The following is an 18,484-nucleotide window of genomic DNA, read 5'->3' as shown; positions in this document are numbered from 1 at the left end:
AGATAATTATTAGGTTGTTGGATAAACCTAAATAAGGACTACGAAAGTATGGGTTAAACGAAAATGAAGCGCGAATTATATAGAGATCAGGATCACATTGTCGAGGCTAAACAGTGAACGGATGACGTACAGGGCCTAATTATCGGTATTTACCCAAATTACGGTCGAAAAAACGAAAAAATCCCTGCTAATCCAATTGCAGGGATTCGATTATTATAAAGTTAACGAGTCAGAAGAGGTTTGAAACTATTTGGTCACTTTCTTTTGAACGTATTTCTTGCTTACGTCGACAACCGCCACATCTCTAAAGAAGCTTCTTCCTAGCAGAAGTGGGAAAGAAAGGTGTGTTCGGTCCGCTAGAGTAAATTCAGTTTTGTCTTTCAGATCACCAATTTGGATCGAAGCAACTACCACAGCACGACGTTGTGTGCCTTCTGCACTCGATTGCTTGATCTTAACCCAACGTTCTACTGGCAGACTGATCTCTTCCGTTGTGATGCCATCGTGCTCGATTTTGAACTTAACCCAATCTTTACCGTCACGTTCAAAATCTACGATATCAACAGCGCTGATTGAAGATGTCGTCGCACCAGTATCTACACGCGCTTTAAATGCCTCTTTCAAGCCAGGAACAAATACCCACTCTTCTTCACCAAGGATGAGTTTACCATCACTAATTTTCGTTGGTTTTGCTGTCGGTTTTTCTTCAGGCTTTGGTTTCGCTTCTGGTTCAGTTGGTTTTACTTCTTCAGGCTTCTCTGTAGGTTCCGTTACTTTTTCGCCTTCAGTTGCATCTGTCTTAGAAGAATCGTCAACAACTGGTTGTTCGATTTGAGGCTTCTGCTCTGGTTCAACCGGTACTTGAGTCGTGGTTGTACAAGCAAACAAGCCCCCACTTAACATTAAGGTTATAATCGCTTTCCAATTATACATTCACTCACCTTCTGTTATTTTGATACGTTAGCTATCGCTTTTGCTACATAAGGAATATGGGATTCAGAGAGACCTGCAATATTGATGCGTCCATCACCAACACCGTAGATGCCATATTCTTCACGTAATTGATTCATTTGAGTTCCTTTAAAGCCTAGTACAGTAAACATACCTTTATGACTTTCAATAAAATCAAATTGTGACGTGTTATAAGTATTTCGCAATTCATCACATAAACTTTGCCGCAGATTTAACAAACGTTGCTGCATTTCACTCAACTCTTGCTTCCAAATCGTTGTTAGCTCTTGATTCTGAAGAATTGTTTTCACCAAAGCTGCACCGTGATCTGGCGGCATAGTGTAAGTTGAGCGAGCAAGCGTCAGTAACTTACCTTTTGCATTACCAACATGTTCGCTGTTTTTGCCAATCACAATCGCAGCGCCCGTTCTTTCACGGTACAAGCCGAAGTTCTTTGAGCAAGAGGTAGTAATTAACATCTCTTCCACGTTGTTCGCCATATGTTGAAGACCTTTTGCATCTTCTTCTAGGCCGTCACCAAAGCCTTGGTAGGCAATATCAACGAACGGTAAGAAACCATTTTTCTGCGACAATTTAGTGATTTCCTGCCACGCTTCAAAGTCGATATCGGCACCCGTTGGGTTATGACAGCAACCATGTAGTAGTACCACGTCTGATGAACCCGCTTTCGATAGGTCATCTAACATTCTTGCAGTATCAACTTGCTTCGTTTCAGGACTGAAGTAATTGTAGTATCGAACTTTTAAGCCTGCCGCTTCCATCACAGGTTTGTGGTTCACATAGCTTGGGTTTGAAATCCAAACTGTGGTGTCTGGTTGAGAAACTTTCATTAAGTCACCCAACATGCGAAGTGCACCACTTGCACCCGGTGTTTGAATCGCAGCAACGCGGTCCATTGCAGAAGTCCCTTTAAGCAGCAGATCAACCATGCTTTGGTTAAACTCTTCACAGCCCGCTAGGCCAACATAAGCTTTAGTTTTCTGTGTTTCAACAACGATATCTTGAGCCATAGATACGGCTTTCATGATAGGAGTTTCGCCTTGGTCGTTTTTATAAACGCCAATGCCTAAATCGACTTTGTCAGTGCGACTATCGCCGCGGTAAGCAACTGAAAGAGATAGAATTGGATCTAAAGTTGGTTTTGGTAGATGTGAAAACATGAAAGTCACAACCCTTTGAAATTCAAGTAATGAACTTCACATTAACATTATCGTAGTCAAATCAGAAACATTTTTTAAGAGAAGCGCTGAGTTCACAGAAGTAATCAGAGATTGGTTATTTTACCGGAGAGATTCGTGCAAAAATCAGTATTTGGGCAATCATCGTCAATGCGATTCTAAATGCACTGCTTATATTCGGATTATTTGGCTTCCCTGAGTTAGTTGTGGTTGGCGCTGCGATTGGAACCACGGTTTCACGATGCTTTCAAACTGTCGCGCTGGTAGTGATGGCAAGAAAACACTATGCACATTTATTCCCTACAATCGGAAGTTTGCGCGATGCCATCCTGCCAAAGCACAGAAAGAAGTACTTCAAGATCGCGATTCCTATGCTAGTTCACGATACGGCATGGGCGGGTGGAATACTGATTTACAATGTCATTGTTGGTCAGATTGGCGTTGGCGAGCTTGCTATCATCTCGTTGTTATCGTCAGTAGAAAGTATCTTAATTTCGGCTTTCTTGGGTTTTGCCGTTGCCGCCTCGATCATCCTTGGTAATAAAATTGGTACTAAGAACTATCAACGGGTTGAAAATACCGCTTGGGGCTATGTGCTTGTGAGTTGTGCACTTGCTGCGTTGTTAGCACTGCTTTGTTTTATCGCCAAACCCGCCATTGTGCAATTGATCGATTTAACGCATCTGGAACTCAAAGATACAGCGGTCAACGTCACGTTGGTGATGGCGGCTGGCATGATATTCAGAGTGTTCAACATGGTGGGCATAGGAGGAGTGTTAAAAAGCAGTGGCGACATTAATTACAGCATCTTCATCGACATATTTGGCCAGTGGGCAATTGGTATTCCCCTCGCCTATTTCACCGCTTTGGTACTTGGCTAGTCTTTAGAATGGGTGTTGATGATTGTATTACTGGAGGAGCTGACAAAGATCGCGTTAACTAGCCAGAGAATTCACTCTAAGAAATGGATCAACAACCTCATAGAAGAGCCTGATCAACTAACCGCTTAGATACTGATTTGAACTACTAGAACAAACGAAAAAAACTCACACCCAAGGGCTGATTGATTGCATTGTACTAACCATGATTCCCTTATTCGTTTCACAAGCCTACGAAGTGACGACAGCCTTAGATGTTGGTAAATCGATGGATAATTTGGTTTGAACTACCACGCCAATCGAGCATTGGATCCGCTTTATCTTGCTCGAAACGACCATCAATTAAGGTATCAACGTATTTCAGCACTTGCTTCTGATTTTCATCCAATTCGCCAAGTTCATAGCCCGTCCACATCCAAATATCTTTGCCTTCACATTCTGCTTTAACGCGCTTAACCAACTTCAGTACCTCGGAAACGTTGGCAGGATGGAGAGGATCACCACCAGAAAGCGATAAACCACGACGTTTGATTCGCGGATCATTCAGATCAGCAATGATGTGGTCTTGTAACTCTTTAGTGAACAAATGCCCAGAGTCCAACCTTTGCGTCGACTGGTTATAACATCCACGGCACTGATGCACACAACCCGATACGAACAAGGTGCATCGTGTTCCTGGGCCGTTTACAACGTCGATTGGATGGTATTGATGATAATTCATAAGGCAGTATTGAAAACTCGTGATGACTTAATGGGTTACTTAAACAGTAGCGAGAAGTGAAACAAATGAATTGGTACCGACATTGAGCCGGTACCAATCTTGATTCGTAAAACGTAGATCTTCTAAGTAAACTAGCTAACGCTCTTAAAGCTCACTAAAGGTGCTTCACTCGACGTTTAACTTCTTCTTGCTTACCGAAGTTAAATGGTCGTGAATCTGGGCTACCAAGGTAACCGCAAACACGGCGTGTTACCGATACTTTAGTTGAGTCATGGTTACCACATTTAGGACAGGTAAAGCCCTTACTTGTACAATCGAACTCACCGTTGTAACCACACTCGTAACACTCATCAATCGGCGTGTTGGTACCGTAGTAAGGAACACGTGTATAGCTGTAATCCCATACGTTTTCTAGTGCTTCGATGTTTTTCTGCATGTTAGGGAATTCACCGTAACAAATGAAACCACCACTAGAAATTTCAGGATATGGCATCTCGAAATCAATCTTATCATATGGGTTCACTTTCTTCTGCACGTCTAAGTGGAAGCTGTTTGTGTAGTAGCCACGGTCTGTTACGCCATCAATCACACCAAACTCTTTGGTATCGATGCTGCAGAAACGGCTACATAGGTTTTCACTTGGTGTGCCGTATAGGCTAAACGCGTAACCTGTCTCTTTCGTCCAAGATTCCACTTCACGCTTCATGTACTCGACCAGCTCAAGCGCTTTAGCACGCATTTCGCCATCGTCGTACAAATGAACTTCAGTGCCGTAAAGTGCAGTCATCGCTTCATGGATACCAATGTAACCAAGAGAAACAGAAGCACGGCCGTTCTTGAAAATATCTGCAATAGAATCATCAGCTTTCAAGCGAACACCACATGCACCTTCCATGTATAGGATCGGAGCAACACGTGCCTTCACATTTTCTAGACGAGAAATACGAGTTTCTAATGCGCGACGAGCAAGCTTCAGTTTTTCATCAAGCAACTCGTAGAACTTAGCCATATCTTGTTTTGCGTTTATTGCAATACGTGGCAAATTCAAGCTCACAACACCTAAGTTGTTACGGCCTTCATGGATAAGTTCACCGTTTTCTTCGTATGTATTCAAGAAGCTACGGCAGCCCATAGGTGTTTTGAATGACCCTGTCACTTCTACTACCTTGTCGTAGTTAAGAATGTCTGGGTACATACGTTTAGACGCACACTCAAGTGCTAATTGCTTGATATCGTAGTTTGGATCTTGTGGCTGGTGGTTCAAACCATCTTTGATAGCAAAGACCAGTTTAGGGAACACGGCTGTTTTACGGTTCTTACCTAAACCTGCAATGCGGTTCTTCAAGATAGATTGCTGAATCAGTTTCGAGCCCCAGCTTTCACCTAAACCAAAACCAAACGTAACGAATGGCGTTTGACCATTAGCGGTGTGCAGTGTGTTTACTTCGTATTCAAGAGATTGGAATGCGTCGTAACACTCTTTTTCAGTGCGAGAAATAGCAAACGCTTCTGGGCTGCGAATGTCCCACTCTTTCGCTAACGATAAATGCTTCTCGTAACTTGCCATCACGTAAGGTTCTAAAACCTCATCGATGCGGTTGATCGTTGTTCCGCCGTAAATATGACTCGCCACTTGTGCGATGATCTGCGCAGTTACTGCCGTTGCGGTAGAGATAGACTTAGGTGTATCGATTTCTGCGTTACCCATCTTGAAGCCATGCGTTAACATGCCTTTCAAGTCGATAAGCATACAGTTAAACATTGGGAAGAACGGTGCATAATCGAGATCATGGTAGTGAATGTCACCACACTCGTGAGCATGTACGATATCACGAGGCAAAATGTGAGTTTTTGCATAGTGTTTAGCCACGATACCCGCTAGCAGGTCACGCTGAGTTGGGATTACTTTGCCATCTTTGTTCGCGTTTTCGTTGATTAGATCAACGTTGCTTTCTTCGATCAAACCTTCGATTTCACGAGTTAGCGCACTTTGCTTTTCACGTGCGATATCGCGATCATGACGATATTCGATGTATGCGCGTGCCAGAGACTTATAGGGTCCCTGCATTAGCTCGTTCTCGACCATGGTTTGAATTTCAGAGATATGAACTTCATCGTAGTCTTCGAGCTTCAACTCAACGGCTAATGCCACATTCAATGCATAAATAGCAATTTCCTTATCGGTTTTGTCTGATGCTGCTTCCACTGCAGCCTGGATACGATCTCTACTGAATGGAGCTCTTGAGCCATCACGCTTGATTACGATTGATTTCACCACTTCTCCTTACTCTTGAGGCATTCACAGACTTATCCACAAACACACTATATAGAGCGATTTACCGTTAAACTAACACTAGATATTGTGGCGTATTTAACGAGAACCACCAAACTTGAGTATTGATTTGGATCAATAAAAAGAGAACGCTGACTAAGATCAATTCAATATTATTACGCTAGTTCTCAACTCGAAAAGAAACAATGTAACAATAAAAAAACTGCTAAAAAGAGTTGAATTTTTGGTAAGTGTTGTAGGATAACGGCTCATCAATATTGGTCGACAAATTTAGGGATATTTGGGATGAAACGACTACAAAAGTGGTTAATGTTAGGCTGCCTAATCGGTAACCAAGCAATTGCTGAACCTTTAACCATATCCAGTTGGAATATCGAATGGTTATCAGCCAACGAGGCTGTGAATAAGTTTTCTGTTAAAAGAGAACAAGCCGACTTCGATAAACTCGGAACGTATTTTCAATCCTTAAACGCCGATGTGGTTGCGTTTCAAGAAGTCGCTGACGTGAATGCCATTCAGCGTGTGGCTGGTGATCAATATCAGATCTTAATGTCTGACCGGGCGCTACCTAAGAACAGCAACCACCAATTTAAAGAAGTGAACCAATACACGGGATTTGCGGTTCGAAAAGGAGTAGCCCTCACCGACTACGCTGACTTTCCACTGGAAACTACGTCCGACAGTAAACTTAGGTTTGCCAGTTATATCGTTATAGAAACAGAGAATAAACCCATTCACATGTTGTCTGTGCATTTAAAGGCAGGATGCAGTGGTGCTTATAAGTCCAACCACGATTGCTCACGTTTAAAAGAGCAAGCTCAGCAATTGAACAAGTGGATAAAGCAAAGAGAGCGCAATAACGAAGACTACGCTATTCTTGGCGACTTTAACCATAACCTCGCGTACTCACGAGATTGGATGTGGAAAGAGTTAACACAATATACTGATGCACAGTTAGCGACACGAAAGACACGCGCAGACTGCAAAGTACGCTCTAACCGCAACAATCATCGTACGCATCAGTTCCGCTCTGTTATTGATCATATTGTGGTGAGTGAATCATTGAATGCAGATCCTGCGAAACAACAAGTATTCAAAACACAAGATGTTCTGGACTACAAACTCAGCGATCACTGCCCAGTTTCAACGACCATCAATTAATTGTTGTAGATCTAAAAAGAGGCCGACTGGCTATAGAGCTAAAGCGAGTCGACCTCTCAAATACTTATATCAAGTCAATTAGACACACGATAGGTTTACCCTAACAGGTTTTATTCGTTCGACCTGCAAGCCACATTCCCACCAGCATGCTTATCATAAACACCCACACGGTTGGGTTACCGCCACTAAGACTCGTCACCGCTGGACCAGGACAAAAGCCAGCAAGCCCCCAACCTAAGCCAAACGCTGTTGAGCCCACAATCAGCTTTCTGTCGATTAATGGATTGTTACGGCTAGCTAATCGCTCGCCATTGATCGCTTTATCGCGCTTTTTAATGACTAGATGATAAAACGGAGCAAACACCATCAGTGCACCTCCCATTACGAATGCCAGGCTTATGTCCCAATCGCTAGTCACATCTAAGAAGCCGAGTACCTTGTTAGGGTCTACCATGCCTGAAATGATCATGCCAGAGCCGAAAAGAAGACCTGCGAGCAAGCCAATAACGATAGTAAATGAAGGTTTTTTCATTACGCCCCCAAACCAATCAGATTCTTAACCAATACAGTTGCCATTGCCACACCCATAAACACACAAGTCGCGACAATTGAACGTTTAGATAAACGCGCCATTCCCACAATGCCATGACCACTAGTACAGCCATTTGCAACCTTAGTGCCGAAGCCCACCAGAAGGCCGGCTATGATAACAACTGCGAGGTTGATCTCTTCTAACTGAGGAAGTTGATAACCAGTCGGAATCAATAACCAACCGCTCACAATCATTCCGACAACAAAAGCAAGTCGCCAATGTTTTTCGGTTTTCTCAATGCGGGTGTCCGAACTGGATTCAAATCCTGATTCTAAGCTTTTATCCTTTCTAGACGGTAATAAGCGACTGACAATTCCGCTAATACCAGCGACTCGACCAATCCCGAGCATTAATACAATGGCCGACATGCCCAACAGCATGCCGCCGAAAAAGGCATTCCAAGGAATCAAACTCAACACAGACCTCTCCTATCCACAAACATAATAACTCTCAACCACAGTAAATTAGAGTTTACTAATAAATATAAATTAGTCAATGCTAATGTAGGTTATCCCATTTATACCAACAATTGGTTCCTTGTCATTCAGCTAGCTGTGAGCTCCCAAAAAACAAAAAGCCCTTAGGCGTTAACCTAAGGGCTTTTGATTTCATTTGAGCTGTATCAGCTACTTAGTCTTGTTCTTTTCAGCTATCCACTGTGACATGTACTTGGTGCTTGCCATGGTGTGGTGCTTGAGCATTGAACCGAAGAAATTATCCAATCGGTGCGAATCAAGCTCAGAAACCAACGCAGTTAATCGTCCGATCAGTTGACTGCCTAATTTATCTTGCTCGTAATGCGCTTTAAGAATAGAGTGACATTGGCTTTGGGCTTCAAGCCACTTTTCTTCATCGCGATAAAGTTCAACTGCTGCAGCCACAAACTCATCGATATCGTCAGCCACCGCACCCGGCCATTGCAGTTCACCTTGCGGTAGCATGCCTTCACTGCCAATCTGACTCGTCACATTCGGGGTTTGTAGCTTCATCGCGTCAAGCAACTTGCCTTTAATGCCCGCACCAAAACGTAATGGCGCAACACATACACGTGCCTCTTCCATCACTTCTTGAGCATCTTTAGCCCAACCTTTGATATGGAAACCGGTTTTAGGGTTATGCAAAGCGGTTGCCTTTGGCGGCGGGTATGAACCGTATATATGAAGCTCAGTATCAGGCAACTGCTTACGAATCTTCGGCCAAATCTTTTGTAACTGAAGCACTGCATCCCAGTTAGGTGCATGCCTAAAGTTACCTATCGTCATGAAATGCTTACGTTCTTCATAGCTTTTCGTGCGTTCAGGCAAAGTCTTAAGATCAACCATGAAAGGTAGATGATGTAGAAGCTTTGGATCGATATTGAACTCAGATTGGAGCAGCTCCATCTCGTAACTTGAAATGATCAACGAAAGATCACAGCGCAGAATCGCGGCAATTTCACGCTTGGCCAGATCACTGTACAGGTGTTCTTTCGTCAGGTCTGTCTCTTTCTTAACTGCTTCATGTCGAGCATTGCGTAGGAACTGTAAATCTTCAGTATCTAATAGCTTAAAGGCAATAGGACAAACCTTCTCAACACGCCAACCAAATTGTTCTTCCATCATAAAACGGTCAAACATCACAACATCAGGTTGCAGCTGTTCGATGTACTGATCAAAGCTATCGCAATTCAGTTCAATAGATTGGCTTGTGATACCCTCTTCAGAGAGATCGATCATATGCTCGGTCTCTTGAGCAGGCGTTGCGAACTCAACAGACCAGCTTTGTCGCTTAAACAGGCGTAAAAGTGACATCATATGGCTGCCAGCCGCCGATGAATTCGGTTCTGGCCAAACGTAGCCAATTGCTAAAACTTTCTTCAAAACACTTCCTAAGAAATAACAAAAGGGACTCTAGAAGCCCCTTATTGAACATTTACTGATGATTATAATAAGTTCTAAGAACTCAGCGATTAGATTCGCTCACCGACATTGCGATCTATCATAAGCACTTCATCCGCAGAGTACAGATTTGAAATCGTAGTTTCGACTTCTGCACCTAATGTAGATTGATACAGCTTTTGTGCAAAGTTGTCTGCTCTGGTGGTCACTAATACATGTTTGAGCGTCGAGCCTTGCTCTGCTAGCTTCTGTTTCACCTGCGGCAAGGAGTCAAGAATCAGCTGTTTACCCAATCCCTTACCCTGCGCAGTTGGTAGCACCGCAAGCTGCTCAAGTTCTAAAACTGCTTCAGGTCTAAACCCGCTCTTCTGTACCCAAATAATGTAACCAACAACTTCACCTTCGCTTTCAGCAACCAAGTTAAGAAAGCGCGGTGAAGCGTTCAAGTTACATTGTAACCAATCTCGCGAATTTTTCTGTCGAACAAATGTAGCTTGATGAACTAAAGCCGACCCATCTAGATCGACTTCTGTCATAAAACGAACTTGAACCATACTACTATTCGTTGTCTGCGTTCGGGCGCGTTTTACAGTGTAAAATGGCTCTCTCTAAAAGCTCTAAAGCAGATTTATCAACTTCTGGAAGCCTAGCATCTGATTGACCTAGCGGTTCAACACGACTGCCCCATTTAATATGGCCAGCACCCCAAGTTAAACCAGCCCCAAATGCCGCTACAAGGATGTTTGAGTTAGGTTTAACAAAGCCTTGCTCTAGCGATTCACACAATGCAATTGGCACAGTCGCAGCCGAGGTGTTGCCGTAATTTTGAATGTTAACAAACGCTTTTTCGCGCTCAATACCCGCCATATCACACAGAGTTTGAATGATTCGGATGTTTGCTTGGTGTGGAATCACAACATCGATGTTGTCCGTTGAGATGCCAGTACGGCTCAATACTGTATGTGCAGCAGCCCCCATACCTTTAACCGCACGTTTGAAGATCTCTTTACCTACGAAATCAAAGTCCCAGTAACCGTTGTCTGCTGCGAAGCGGTCCATAGACGTACCGAATTTTGGTACCGCTAGAATATTGCGGCCTTCAGCGTCACAGCCGATCTGCGCTTCTTGCAGGCCAACTTTCTGTTCAGTGCGAGATAGAACAACAGCACCAGCGCCATCACCGAATAGAACCGCAGTATCACGCTTGGTCCAGTCAATGAAGAATGAAAGACGTTCTGCACCGACAACGATAGCATTGCGGTAGTTGCCCGCTTGAATCAATCGAGTCGCAGTTTCAACACCATAAATGAAGCCAGTACATGCCGCGTTAAGGTCAAAAGCCGCTGCACTCTTGATGCCTAGGTTCTGTTGAACTTTAGACGCAGTATTTGGAATAAGAGAATCAGGGCTGCATGTTGCGATGATCACGAGGTCGATATCTTCGGCAGTAAGGCCAGCACACGCCATTGCGTGTTGAGCAGCAACAGTCGCTAGCTCAGAGGTATTTACATGACTGATACGACGGTTTTCGATACCAGTTCGAGTACGAATCCACTCGTCAGACGTATCAATGAAAGTGCTTAAATCATCATTGGACAGCACGGCTGGTGGCAGACACTTTCCCCAGCCAGTAATCTCGGCGTAAAATTTTGTCATCATTTACCTGTTTATTGTTTGTTTTTATTTAAGTATCGTATTCTTGTTTTAAACAGTATAAGCGTTCCGTGCGTGATTCGTAAATCGCGTTAGACACGGAGTTGCAATAAAAAGAGAAAGTTATGTCTACATTCAACACACGTTGCCCTTCTTGTGGTGGCGTAAACCGAGTACCTTCAGAGCGAATTTCAGAAAGCCCAACTTGTGGTAAATGCAAAAACGCATTATTAGACGGCGCGCCAATCGAAGGCACGTCATTGAATTTCCAATCTATTTTGAACAGTTCACAGCCTGTAGTTGTCGATTTCTGGGCAACATGGTGTAACCCATGTGTGGGCTTTGCCCCTGTGTTCAGCGACGTTGCAAAAGAGCGTTCTGGAGATGTTCGATTCGTTAAGATTGATACCGAAGCCCAACAACAACTTGCAGCAATGTACCAAATCAGAAGCATTCCTACTGTGATGGTATTTAAGGATGGTAAACGTGTCGACACGATCAACGGTGCGTTACCAAAAGGTCAATTTGATCAATGGCTTAATCAAGCTCTAACTAAGTAAGTTTGTTTCGGTTCTTTGAGTAATCAACAAACAAAATAGGTTAAGGAACCTCAATGGATAAGGCTCCCTAACCTATTGTAAATCCAACTGTTATCTCTAATCTGTGCTTCTAACCCGTCATTTCATGTTCTGCGCTTTCATTCGCGCCTTGCTTATTTACACTGTCTTTCTTATCCAAGCTATATTGCTTTTTAATTTGATCAGCGACTTTCTCAGCAATCATTATGGTTGGCGCATTAGTATTGGCCCCGACTAATGTCGGCATAACCGACGCATCAATGACTCTTAAGCTGTTCACCCCATGCACTTTAAGATCTTTATCCACCACGGCTAATGAATCACTATTCGGTCCCATTTTACAGGTTCCTACAGGGTGATATTGAGTATCAGCGCGGTTACGGATGTCTTGCTCGATAGCCTTGTCATCACTAGCATCGACAGGATAAAAAGCATTGCCACGGATATCATCGAACGCTTCGCTTTCCAGCATTTGATACTGCTTTTTCCACCCTTTAATCATAATCTCCATGTCTTCAGGGTGACTGAAAAACGCAGGGTCGATCTTTGGCGGATCATATGGATCGGTGCTATTCAGTGTCACGGTGCCATGGCTCTTAGGTCTCAATAATGTGACATGTGAGGTAAAGCCATGACTGGTATGAATTTTTCTCGCATGGTCATCGACTACTGCGACCACAAATACAAACTCTAAATCCGGCACAGCGATGTGATCATCGGAACAAAGAAAACCGATTCCCTCTGCAAAGTTACTGCTCATCTTGCCACGGCGTTCTTTATGCCATAGCGGTAAAGCTTTGGTCATTTCAGATGCCATTTGCAGCGAGATACCAAAAGTTTCGCGCTTTTCACTACACTTGTATGAGTGAACCAAGTCGATATGATCTTGCAGGTTCTTACCCACTCCCGGTAACTCATGAACTTGATCTATGCCATGAACCGCCAAATCATCTTTAGCGCCAACGCCCGATAGCAACAGCAACTGGGGCGACCCAAAAGCACCAGCAGACAAAATGACTTCCTTGTTGCATCGGATCTGATAACGTTTGCCGCTCGATCCGTATTCAACACCTACCGCTTTCTTACCCTCAAACAAGACCTTATGTGTGGTTGCTTTAGTGACCACAGTGAGGTTGGGACGCGATAGATTCGGTGTTAAATACGCCTTGGCCGCACTGCATCGTTCACCATTCAACTGAGTCACCTGCGTCGGCATGGCACCAAACTGAGCGGCACCGTTGATGTCCTCATTGCGAGGAACACCTATCGATTCACACGCGGTTAAATAGCGCTCCAACATAGGGCTTGGCGACCTAAGATTCGCTACATTTAAAGGACCACCTTGACCGTGATACTCATCTTGATGGACTTCGTTATTCTCTGCTTTCTTAAAGTAAGTCAGACACGATTCATAGTTCCACCCATCATTACCTAAGCTTTCCCATGTATCGTAATCATAGCGATGTCCACGAGCGTACATCATGGCATTGATAGAGCTAGAGCCACCGAGTGTCTTACCCCTAGGTTGATAGCCCTTACGACCATTTAAGCCCGACTGCTCAACTGTCTCGAACGCCCAGTTATTGAGCTTAGTCGGCATCATCGCCACAACACCCACTGGAGTATGAATAAATGGGCTCGTGTCTTTACCACCAGCCTCCAACAAACAAACGGTCGTATTTGGATCTTCAGACAACCGAGAAGCCATCACACAACCAGCGGAGCCACCGCCCACGATAATAAAGTCATAGTTATCCATTGATTGCCTCCGCGACTTCTAGAGGATGCAACTCTCGTTTCAATATTTTACCTGTTGCCGTCATGGGTAATGCACTACGAATGAACACCTTACGAGGATATTTGTAATCCGCGAGTTGCTCACGACACCAAGCCATCAAGGCTTTGCTGTCACATTGGGTATGCTCGTGAAGCACCACATGGGCATGAATCTCTTCACCGAGCTGCTCATGGTGCTCACCCACCACCGCTACCATTTCCACATCAGGGTGACACATCAATACTTCTTCGATTTCTCGCGGATAGACGTTGTAACCACCTCGGATAATCATGTCTTTCACACGATCAACAATGAACAAGTTACCGTGCTCATCAACGCGTCCGATATCACCCGTTAAAAACCAGCCATTTCTGATCGCTTCTGCCGTTGCTTCAGGTCGTTGATAGTAACCTTTCATGACACTTGGGCTCTTAATGCAGACTTCGCCCAATTCTCCCATTGCCACTGCGTTACCTTGTACATCGGTAATCTTGATAAGGTGACCACACAGCGGCTGACCAACACTGCCCGACAGACGATCACCATCGATATGATTGAAAGTCGCAACGGGCGCCGTTTCAGATAGCCCGTACCCTTCCAATACCGGTAATTCAAAGCGCGATTCAAACTGACGAATAACCTCAAGTGGCATGGAAGCACCACCAGACACGCCAAGCCTCAAGCTATGTTTAACCTGTTCAGACCGTTTATTTGTTTTTTCTGAAGTGTCAGGAGACTCTTCTCCTGCCTTTAGCAACGCGATATACATAGTGGGAACGCCAGCAAAGACACTCACTTTATGGTTAATGATCTGATCGATCACCAGTGACGGCTCAAAGCGCGGAATCAAGACCATGGTTGACCCCGTCAACACACTCGCGTTCATCATTACGGTTTGACCAAAACTATGGAACAGAGGAAGTGTTGCCATCGTCGTGTCGCTGTATTCCAATCTCATTAAATACTGAGACGCCATCGCATTGGTTTGCATGTTGGTGTGAGAAAGCTCAGCGCCTTTTGGCTGACCTGTTGTGCCAGAGGTATAAAGGATCACTGCCGTGTCATCACCATGACAAGCCACGGACTCATACGCATCCAAAGGTTGTGCTAGCCAATCTGCAATCGTTTCTTGCTGCTCGTGGTTTTCTGAGAGCGTGGGTATTGCGCCGTTTGGTATTGGCATAGACACGAAATGTTCGCAGTTATCGGCCTGCGCAAAACCTTGTAATCCATAGCGCCCAATAGGTAACTCTTCACTGCCCTCAAAGCATAAATAAGCTTTCGCATCAGAATCATTGAGGTGGTAAGCGATCTCTCTGGCCTTAAACAACACGTTTAAAGGCACTACGACACAGCCAGCTTTTAGAATGCCGTAATAAGCAATGGGGAAATAAGTCACATTAGGACACGACAGCGCAACCTTATCGCCCTTTTTTAACCCAAGTCGTTCTAGATTGGCGGTTACCTTCCCAGCAAGTTGTTCCAACTGAGCGAAACTGACTTCATCCGAGCCCATACGCAGAGCGGCTTTAGTTGGAAACAGTGAAGCGCTACGTTCCAAGTTAACAGCAAGATTGTGCATCTATGATCTCCTTATTTGGCTAGACCTAGCGGTCACATTCGCCTTAGACGTTTTAATCGTTGTAATAAGTGTTGTCTTTGTTGCTATCAGAGCCTGCACATTGGCGTGTCATGTAGGTAAGAATATTTATTGAGCAAAATAGTAGGTATTGAGCAAAATGTTTGAGACGCTCCAATGTGCAACCCATCAAATTACAACATTTTGATAACATTTCGAACAGGTTTCAAAAAGACAAAAACCGGTGATATTCGGACATAGCTCTATCAAGCCAAGTAAAACCTTGCACACATAAAGCAAAAGTTTGAACAAGCTTGGGAAAGTGAGAACAAGCAACAGGCGTAAATGTTAAAAGTTCGGTTAAGATGACGATATTCAACAAGAGGCACCCTATGGAATACACCGCAGTCTACGAACCCGATATGCAAGCACTCGGTATTCTTGATCTTCAACTACTGCATCGTTACCTGTCACCGGCTCTCAGTATCGAAGCGTTGTTGGAAGGCAGTAACATTGATGATCTTCAGCTCAATACACCAGACACGCACATTACGTTGGCGCAAAAGTTGGCGGTGTTTAGTAATGCATTGGCGAACAGTGACGAAGGCGGTTTGGGGCTTAAAGTCGGCCAACAAGCAAGGTTCAGCGATTTCGGAGTGCTCGGTTATGCGGTGTTTAGCAGCGAGACACTACTCGATGCCTTTTTAATTGGGTTCAAGTATCTGCAACTTGCCGGCCCTGTTCTCAGGAAAACTATGTCTGTAGAAGACAACGTTGGCTACTTTCGTGCCGAGCAACTTATCGAACTCGATTCTTTGTTGCCCTTTTGTTGTGAATACTGGTTTGCGGCGATACACAGTTTGTGCGAAGAGGTCTTACAGCTGCCCTTTCCGTCTCAAGTGATCCGATTCCCCTACCCAAAACCTGAATACGGTGATCTATACACAGAAATTTTTCGCTGCCCGGTTGAATTCAATAGTGACCGTCTTGAATGGGAGTTCGACGCAACCACCTTGTATTCGTCTCTTCCTACCGCCAATACCATCACTTTACAAATGTGCTTAAAATCGTGTGATGACATGTTGGCAAAAGTTAGCACACCCACCAGCCTAAAAGAGAAAGTGTCACAGATGCTGATTGAAAGGCCGGGATGTTACCCATCGATAGAATCCATTTCTTCAGAATTGGGGATGTCTTCTCGAACGCTGCGCAGACACCTTAAAGCCGCCGATACGAGCTATCAGAAGATACTCGATCATGTTCGTTTTCACCTTTCCCGGCACTATCTTTCTTCAACTCGAATGAGTATTGAAGAGATATCTGAACGAGTAGGCTTTTCCGATAGTGCGAACTTCCGTCACGCTTTTCGCAAATGGAGTGGAAGCTCTCCACGTCAATACCGAAAAGAAGCGCTCGTATCGTAAACTGCACTTCAAATTTAATTTCAACGCTACAAATAAATTTGTTTTAACCTTCTTAATTAAATAGCCAATGAACAAGGGTTGAACGGCTTTTTGGCCACATAAAATCTCGTGAAATCAACAAATATTGTAACGGTATTTTAGTTTCGCCAGTCGACAAATTTCTTTTATCTTAACGACCATTTTTATTCGTTTTACCCAATTCGGTTTCTCCCCCATAGTCGCGGAAAATTCATCGTTTCTCACACTTTCGGAGGCTCCTGCATTGGACAACATCCAACCAACAACTCGCATAACCGTTCCAGTTATTGCACTGGCTTTCTACGCGATCGCTTCAGGCTACTTAATGAGTTCATTGCCATTAATGCTATCTGAATACGGCCTAGACAGTAATCTATCGAGTTGGTTGGCGAGTGCCTTTTATGCAGGCCTTTTAGCGGGCACGTTATTGATTGAGCGTGCGATTGCACGTATTGGTCACAAAGACGCGTTTGTAATGGCATTGAGCGTGTTCATCGCAACGATCCTTGTGTTGCCATTAATCCCACACCAAGCAGTTTGGCTAATTGCGCGCTTTGTTGCGGGTGTGTCGGTTGCAGGTATCTTCGTCATTGTTGAATCATGGCTGATGAGCGGTGACGAATCACAACGTGCAAAACGCTTAGCGATTTACATGTGTTCGCTATACGGAGGTTCTGCAGTTGGTCAATTAGGTATTGGTTACCTAGGTATCAGTGGCGGCGTACCTTTTATCGCGATGTTCACTCTGCTATTTGGTGCGATCATTGTGCTGATGTACGGACAAGCGACACCACCACAGATCCACGATGCTCAGTCTTTGTCTCTAAAACAAGTCAGTAAGTTAAGCCACAGCGCTTTAATTGGCTGCATCGTGTCTGGGCTTACACTTGGTGCGATCTACGGTTTAATGCCTGTAGAGCTTGCTCAACGTAACATTGCGCATGAAGACATTGGTGGTTTGATGGCGTTAGTGATCATGGGTGGCATGGCTGTACAGCCGATGGTGACTTGGTTATCTCACCATGTAGGACAAGTGTTGTTGATGGCTTTGTTCTGCCTATTAGGTGTTGCAAGCATTGGCGTACTAACGATCAATCATGACTTCTACGTACTAGGCATGAGCCTGTTCGTGCTAGGCATGGCGACGTTCGCACTTTACCCTATTGCAATTAACTTGGGCTGCCGTAACTTAGATCCAAGCTACTTGGTGTCAGTGACTCAAATCATGCTGCTTTGCTACAGCATCGGTTCAGTTGCGGGTCCAATTGTGGCAGACAGCTTCATGGATTCACAAGCAGGGTTGTTCACTTACCTGTTTGCATCGTTACTAGCGACGACGATTTACATGTTGATTGCGAGCCTTAAACGCTCTCATCTACAAATTGCGGGCGAATAAGTCGTTATCTTATTGCTGAGCGATACACTTAGGGGCTCTTCACTAAAGACAATATGTCCAAATGAAGCGCCCTTTTTTGTAAGCGGAGATTTAGAGGATTACACTAGGGTTGGAACAAATAGCCTTCATTTGGTATGGTGTATAGAAATTTACAGCATACCATTCGGCACCTTCATAGATTGCAACCAGCACTTAAGAGGACGTTACCGATTTCCCTGACCACCCAACACGCTTAAGAATATTCTTGCTAACAACTACACCTTTGTTCTGATAAAGATAAAAAAGTACCTTACGATGAGGTTCAGACAAGGTGCCTACAATGAACATCAAAAATGAACACTGTTTTATATCGTGTTATACAGCAGATTCAGGCCTAAATTGGCTCTT

At 44.2% G+C, this 18,484-nt stretch carries 15 protein-coding genes and 2 pseudogenes; 5 read left to right on the top strand and 12 right to left on the bottom strand.

Translation table 11 applies throughout. The features are described 5' to 3' along the window. Window positions 1-246 precede the first annotated feature (246 nt). Entirely contained in the window at window positions 247-933 is a 687-nt protein-coding gene (locus L1D11_RS17465; protein ID WP_239832277.1) for a RimK/LysX family protein, read from the bottom strand. Between the two features lie 14 nt (window positions 934-947). After that, window positions 948-2,132, bottom strand: a complete 1,185-nt coding sequence (locus L1D11_RS17460) for an amino acid aminotransferase (protein WP_239832276.1) — start codon at window positions 2,130-2,132, stop codon at window positions 948-950. A 140-nt stretch (window positions 2,133-2,272) separates the two neighbouring features. On the opposite strand from L1D11_RS17460, the pseudogene L1D11_RS17455 reads away from it, so the two are divergent. Beyond that, window positions 2,273-3,160: pseudogene (locus L1D11_RS17455) on the top strand (MATE family efflux transporter); the annotation flags it as partial. A 118-nt stretch (window positions 3,161-3,278) separates the two neighbouring features. Here L1D11_RS17455 and nrdG read toward each other — a convergent pair. Continuing rightward, window positions 3,279-3,749, bottom strand: a complete 471-nt coding sequence (nrdG, locus tag L1D11_RS17450; protein WP_239832275.1) for an anaerobic ribonucleoside-triphosphate reductase-activating protein — start codon at window positions 3,747-3,749, stop codon at window positions 3,279-3,281. Between the two features lie 154 nt (window positions 3,750-3,903). Next, window positions 3,904-6,024 carry an anaerobic ribonucleoside-triphosphate reductase gene (nrdD, locus tag L1D11_RS17445; protein ID WP_239832274.1) on the bottom strand — a complete coding sequence of 707 codons (2,121 nt, stop codon included), beginning with the start codon at window positions 6,022-6,024 and terminating at the stop codon, window positions 3,904-3,906. Window positions 6,025-6,327: 303 nt separating this feature from the next. On the opposite strand from nrdD, the gene L1D11_RS17440 reads away from it, so the two are divergent. After that, on the top strand, window positions 6,328-7,203 hold the full coding sequence (locus L1D11_RS17440; RefSeq protein WP_239832273.1) for an endonuclease/exonuclease/phosphatase family protein: 876 nt from the start codon (window positions 6,328-6,330) through the stop codon (window positions 7,201-7,203). 100 nt (window positions 7,204-7,303) lie between these two features. On the opposite strand, the gene L1D11_RS17435 is transcribed toward L1D11_RS17440, so the two are convergent. The 5 genes from L1D11_RS17435 to L1D11_RS17415 form a co-directional block, all read right to left on the bottom strand. After that, on the bottom strand, window positions 7,304-7,735 hold the full coding sequence (locus L1D11_RS17435; protein ID WP_239832272.1) for a YeeE/YedE family protein: 432 nt from the start codon (window positions 7,733-7,735) through the stop codon (window positions 7,304-7,306). Beyond that, on the bottom strand, window positions 7,735-8,214 hold the full coding sequence (locus L1D11_RS17430) for a YeeE/YedE family protein (protein ID WP_239832271.1): 480 nt from the start codon (window positions 8,212-8,214) through the stop codon (window positions 7,735-7,737). The genes L1D11_RS17435 and L1D11_RS17430 overlap by 1 nt, the downstream gene beginning before the upstream one ends. Before the next feature lie 207 nt (window positions 8,215-8,421). Continuing rightward, the gene (locus L1D11_RS17425) at window positions 8,422-9,654 is read right to left on the bottom strand and encodes a glycosyltransferase (protein WP_239832270.1); all 1,233 of its coding nucleotides are present in this window, start codon (window positions 9,652-9,654) and stop codon (window positions 8,422-8,424) included. Window positions 9,655-9,743: 89 nt separating this feature from the next. Continuing rightward, on the bottom strand, window positions 9,744-10,208 hold the full coding sequence (locus L1D11_RS17420; RefSeq protein ID WP_239832287.1) for a GNAT family N-acetyltransferase: 465 nt from the start codon (window positions 10,206-10,208) through the stop codon (window positions 9,744-9,746). Window positions 10,209-10,230: 22 nt separating this feature from the next. Then, the gene (locus L1D11_RS17415) at window positions 10,231-11,328 is read right to left on the bottom strand and encodes a ketoacyl-ACP synthase III (RefSeq protein ID WP_239832286.1); all 1,098 of its coding nucleotides are present in this window, start codon (window positions 11,326-11,328) and stop codon (window positions 10,231-10,233) included. A gap of 122 nt (window positions 11,329-11,450) precedes the next feature. Here L1D11_RS17415 and trxC point away from each other — a divergent pair, with 122 nt between their 5' ends. Continuing rightward, complete coding sequence (gene trxC, locus L1D11_RS17410) at window positions 11,451-11,885, top strand: thioredoxin TrxC (RefSeq protein ID WP_008224637.1); 435 nt, start codon at window positions 11,451-11,453, stop codon at window positions 11,883-11,885. Window positions 11,886-11,994: 109 nt separating this feature from the next. Here the strand turns inward: trxC and L1D11_RS17405 are convergent, their stop codons facing one another. Next, entirely contained in the window at window positions 11,995-13,662 is a 1,668-nt protein-coding gene (locus L1D11_RS17405) for a GMC family oxidoreductase N-terminal domain-containing protein (RefSeq protein WP_239832269.1), read from the bottom strand. Further along, window positions 13,655-15,262 (bottom strand): long-chain fatty acid--CoA ligase, encoded by a 1,608-nt coding sequence (locus tag L1D11_RS17400; RefSeq protein ID WP_239832268.1) that lies wholly within the window; start codon window positions 15,260-15,262, stop codon window positions 13,655-13,657. The genes L1D11_RS17405 and L1D11_RS17400 overlap by 8 nt, the downstream gene beginning before the upstream one ends. A 389-nt stretch (window positions 15,263-15,651) precedes the next feature. Here L1D11_RS17400 and L1D11_RS17395 point away from each other — a divergent pair, with 389 nt between their 5' ends. After that, the gene (locus L1D11_RS17395) at window positions 15,652-16,683 is read left to right on the top strand and encodes an AraC family transcriptional regulator (RefSeq protein ID WP_239832267.1); all 1,032 of its coding nucleotides are present in this window, start codon (window positions 15,652-15,654) and stop codon (window positions 16,681-16,683) included. 262 nt (window positions 16,684-16,945) lie between these two features. Further along, on the top strand, window positions 16,946-18,097 hold the full coding sequence (locus L1D11_RS17390) for an MFS transporter (RefSeq protein ID WP_239832266.1): 1,152 nt from the start codon (window positions 16,946-16,948) through the stop codon (window positions 18,095-18,097). A gap of 103 nt (window positions 18,098-18,200) precedes the next feature. On the opposite strand, the pseudogene L1D11_RS17385 reads toward L1D11_RS17390, so the two are convergent. After that, a pseudogene (locus L1D11_RS17385) lies at window positions 18,201-18,418 on the bottom strand (hypothetical protein); the annotation flags it as partial. Between the last annotated feature and the right edge of the window lie 66 nt (window positions 18,419-18,484).

It is taken from the genome of Vibrio sp. Isolate32 (genome assembly GCF_022397955.1).
Taxonomy (GTDB): Bacteria; Pseudomonadota; Gammaproteobacteria; order Enterobacterales; family Vibrionaceae; genus Vibrio.
This window is presented reverse-complemented; position numbering and strand designations above follow the sequence as displayed.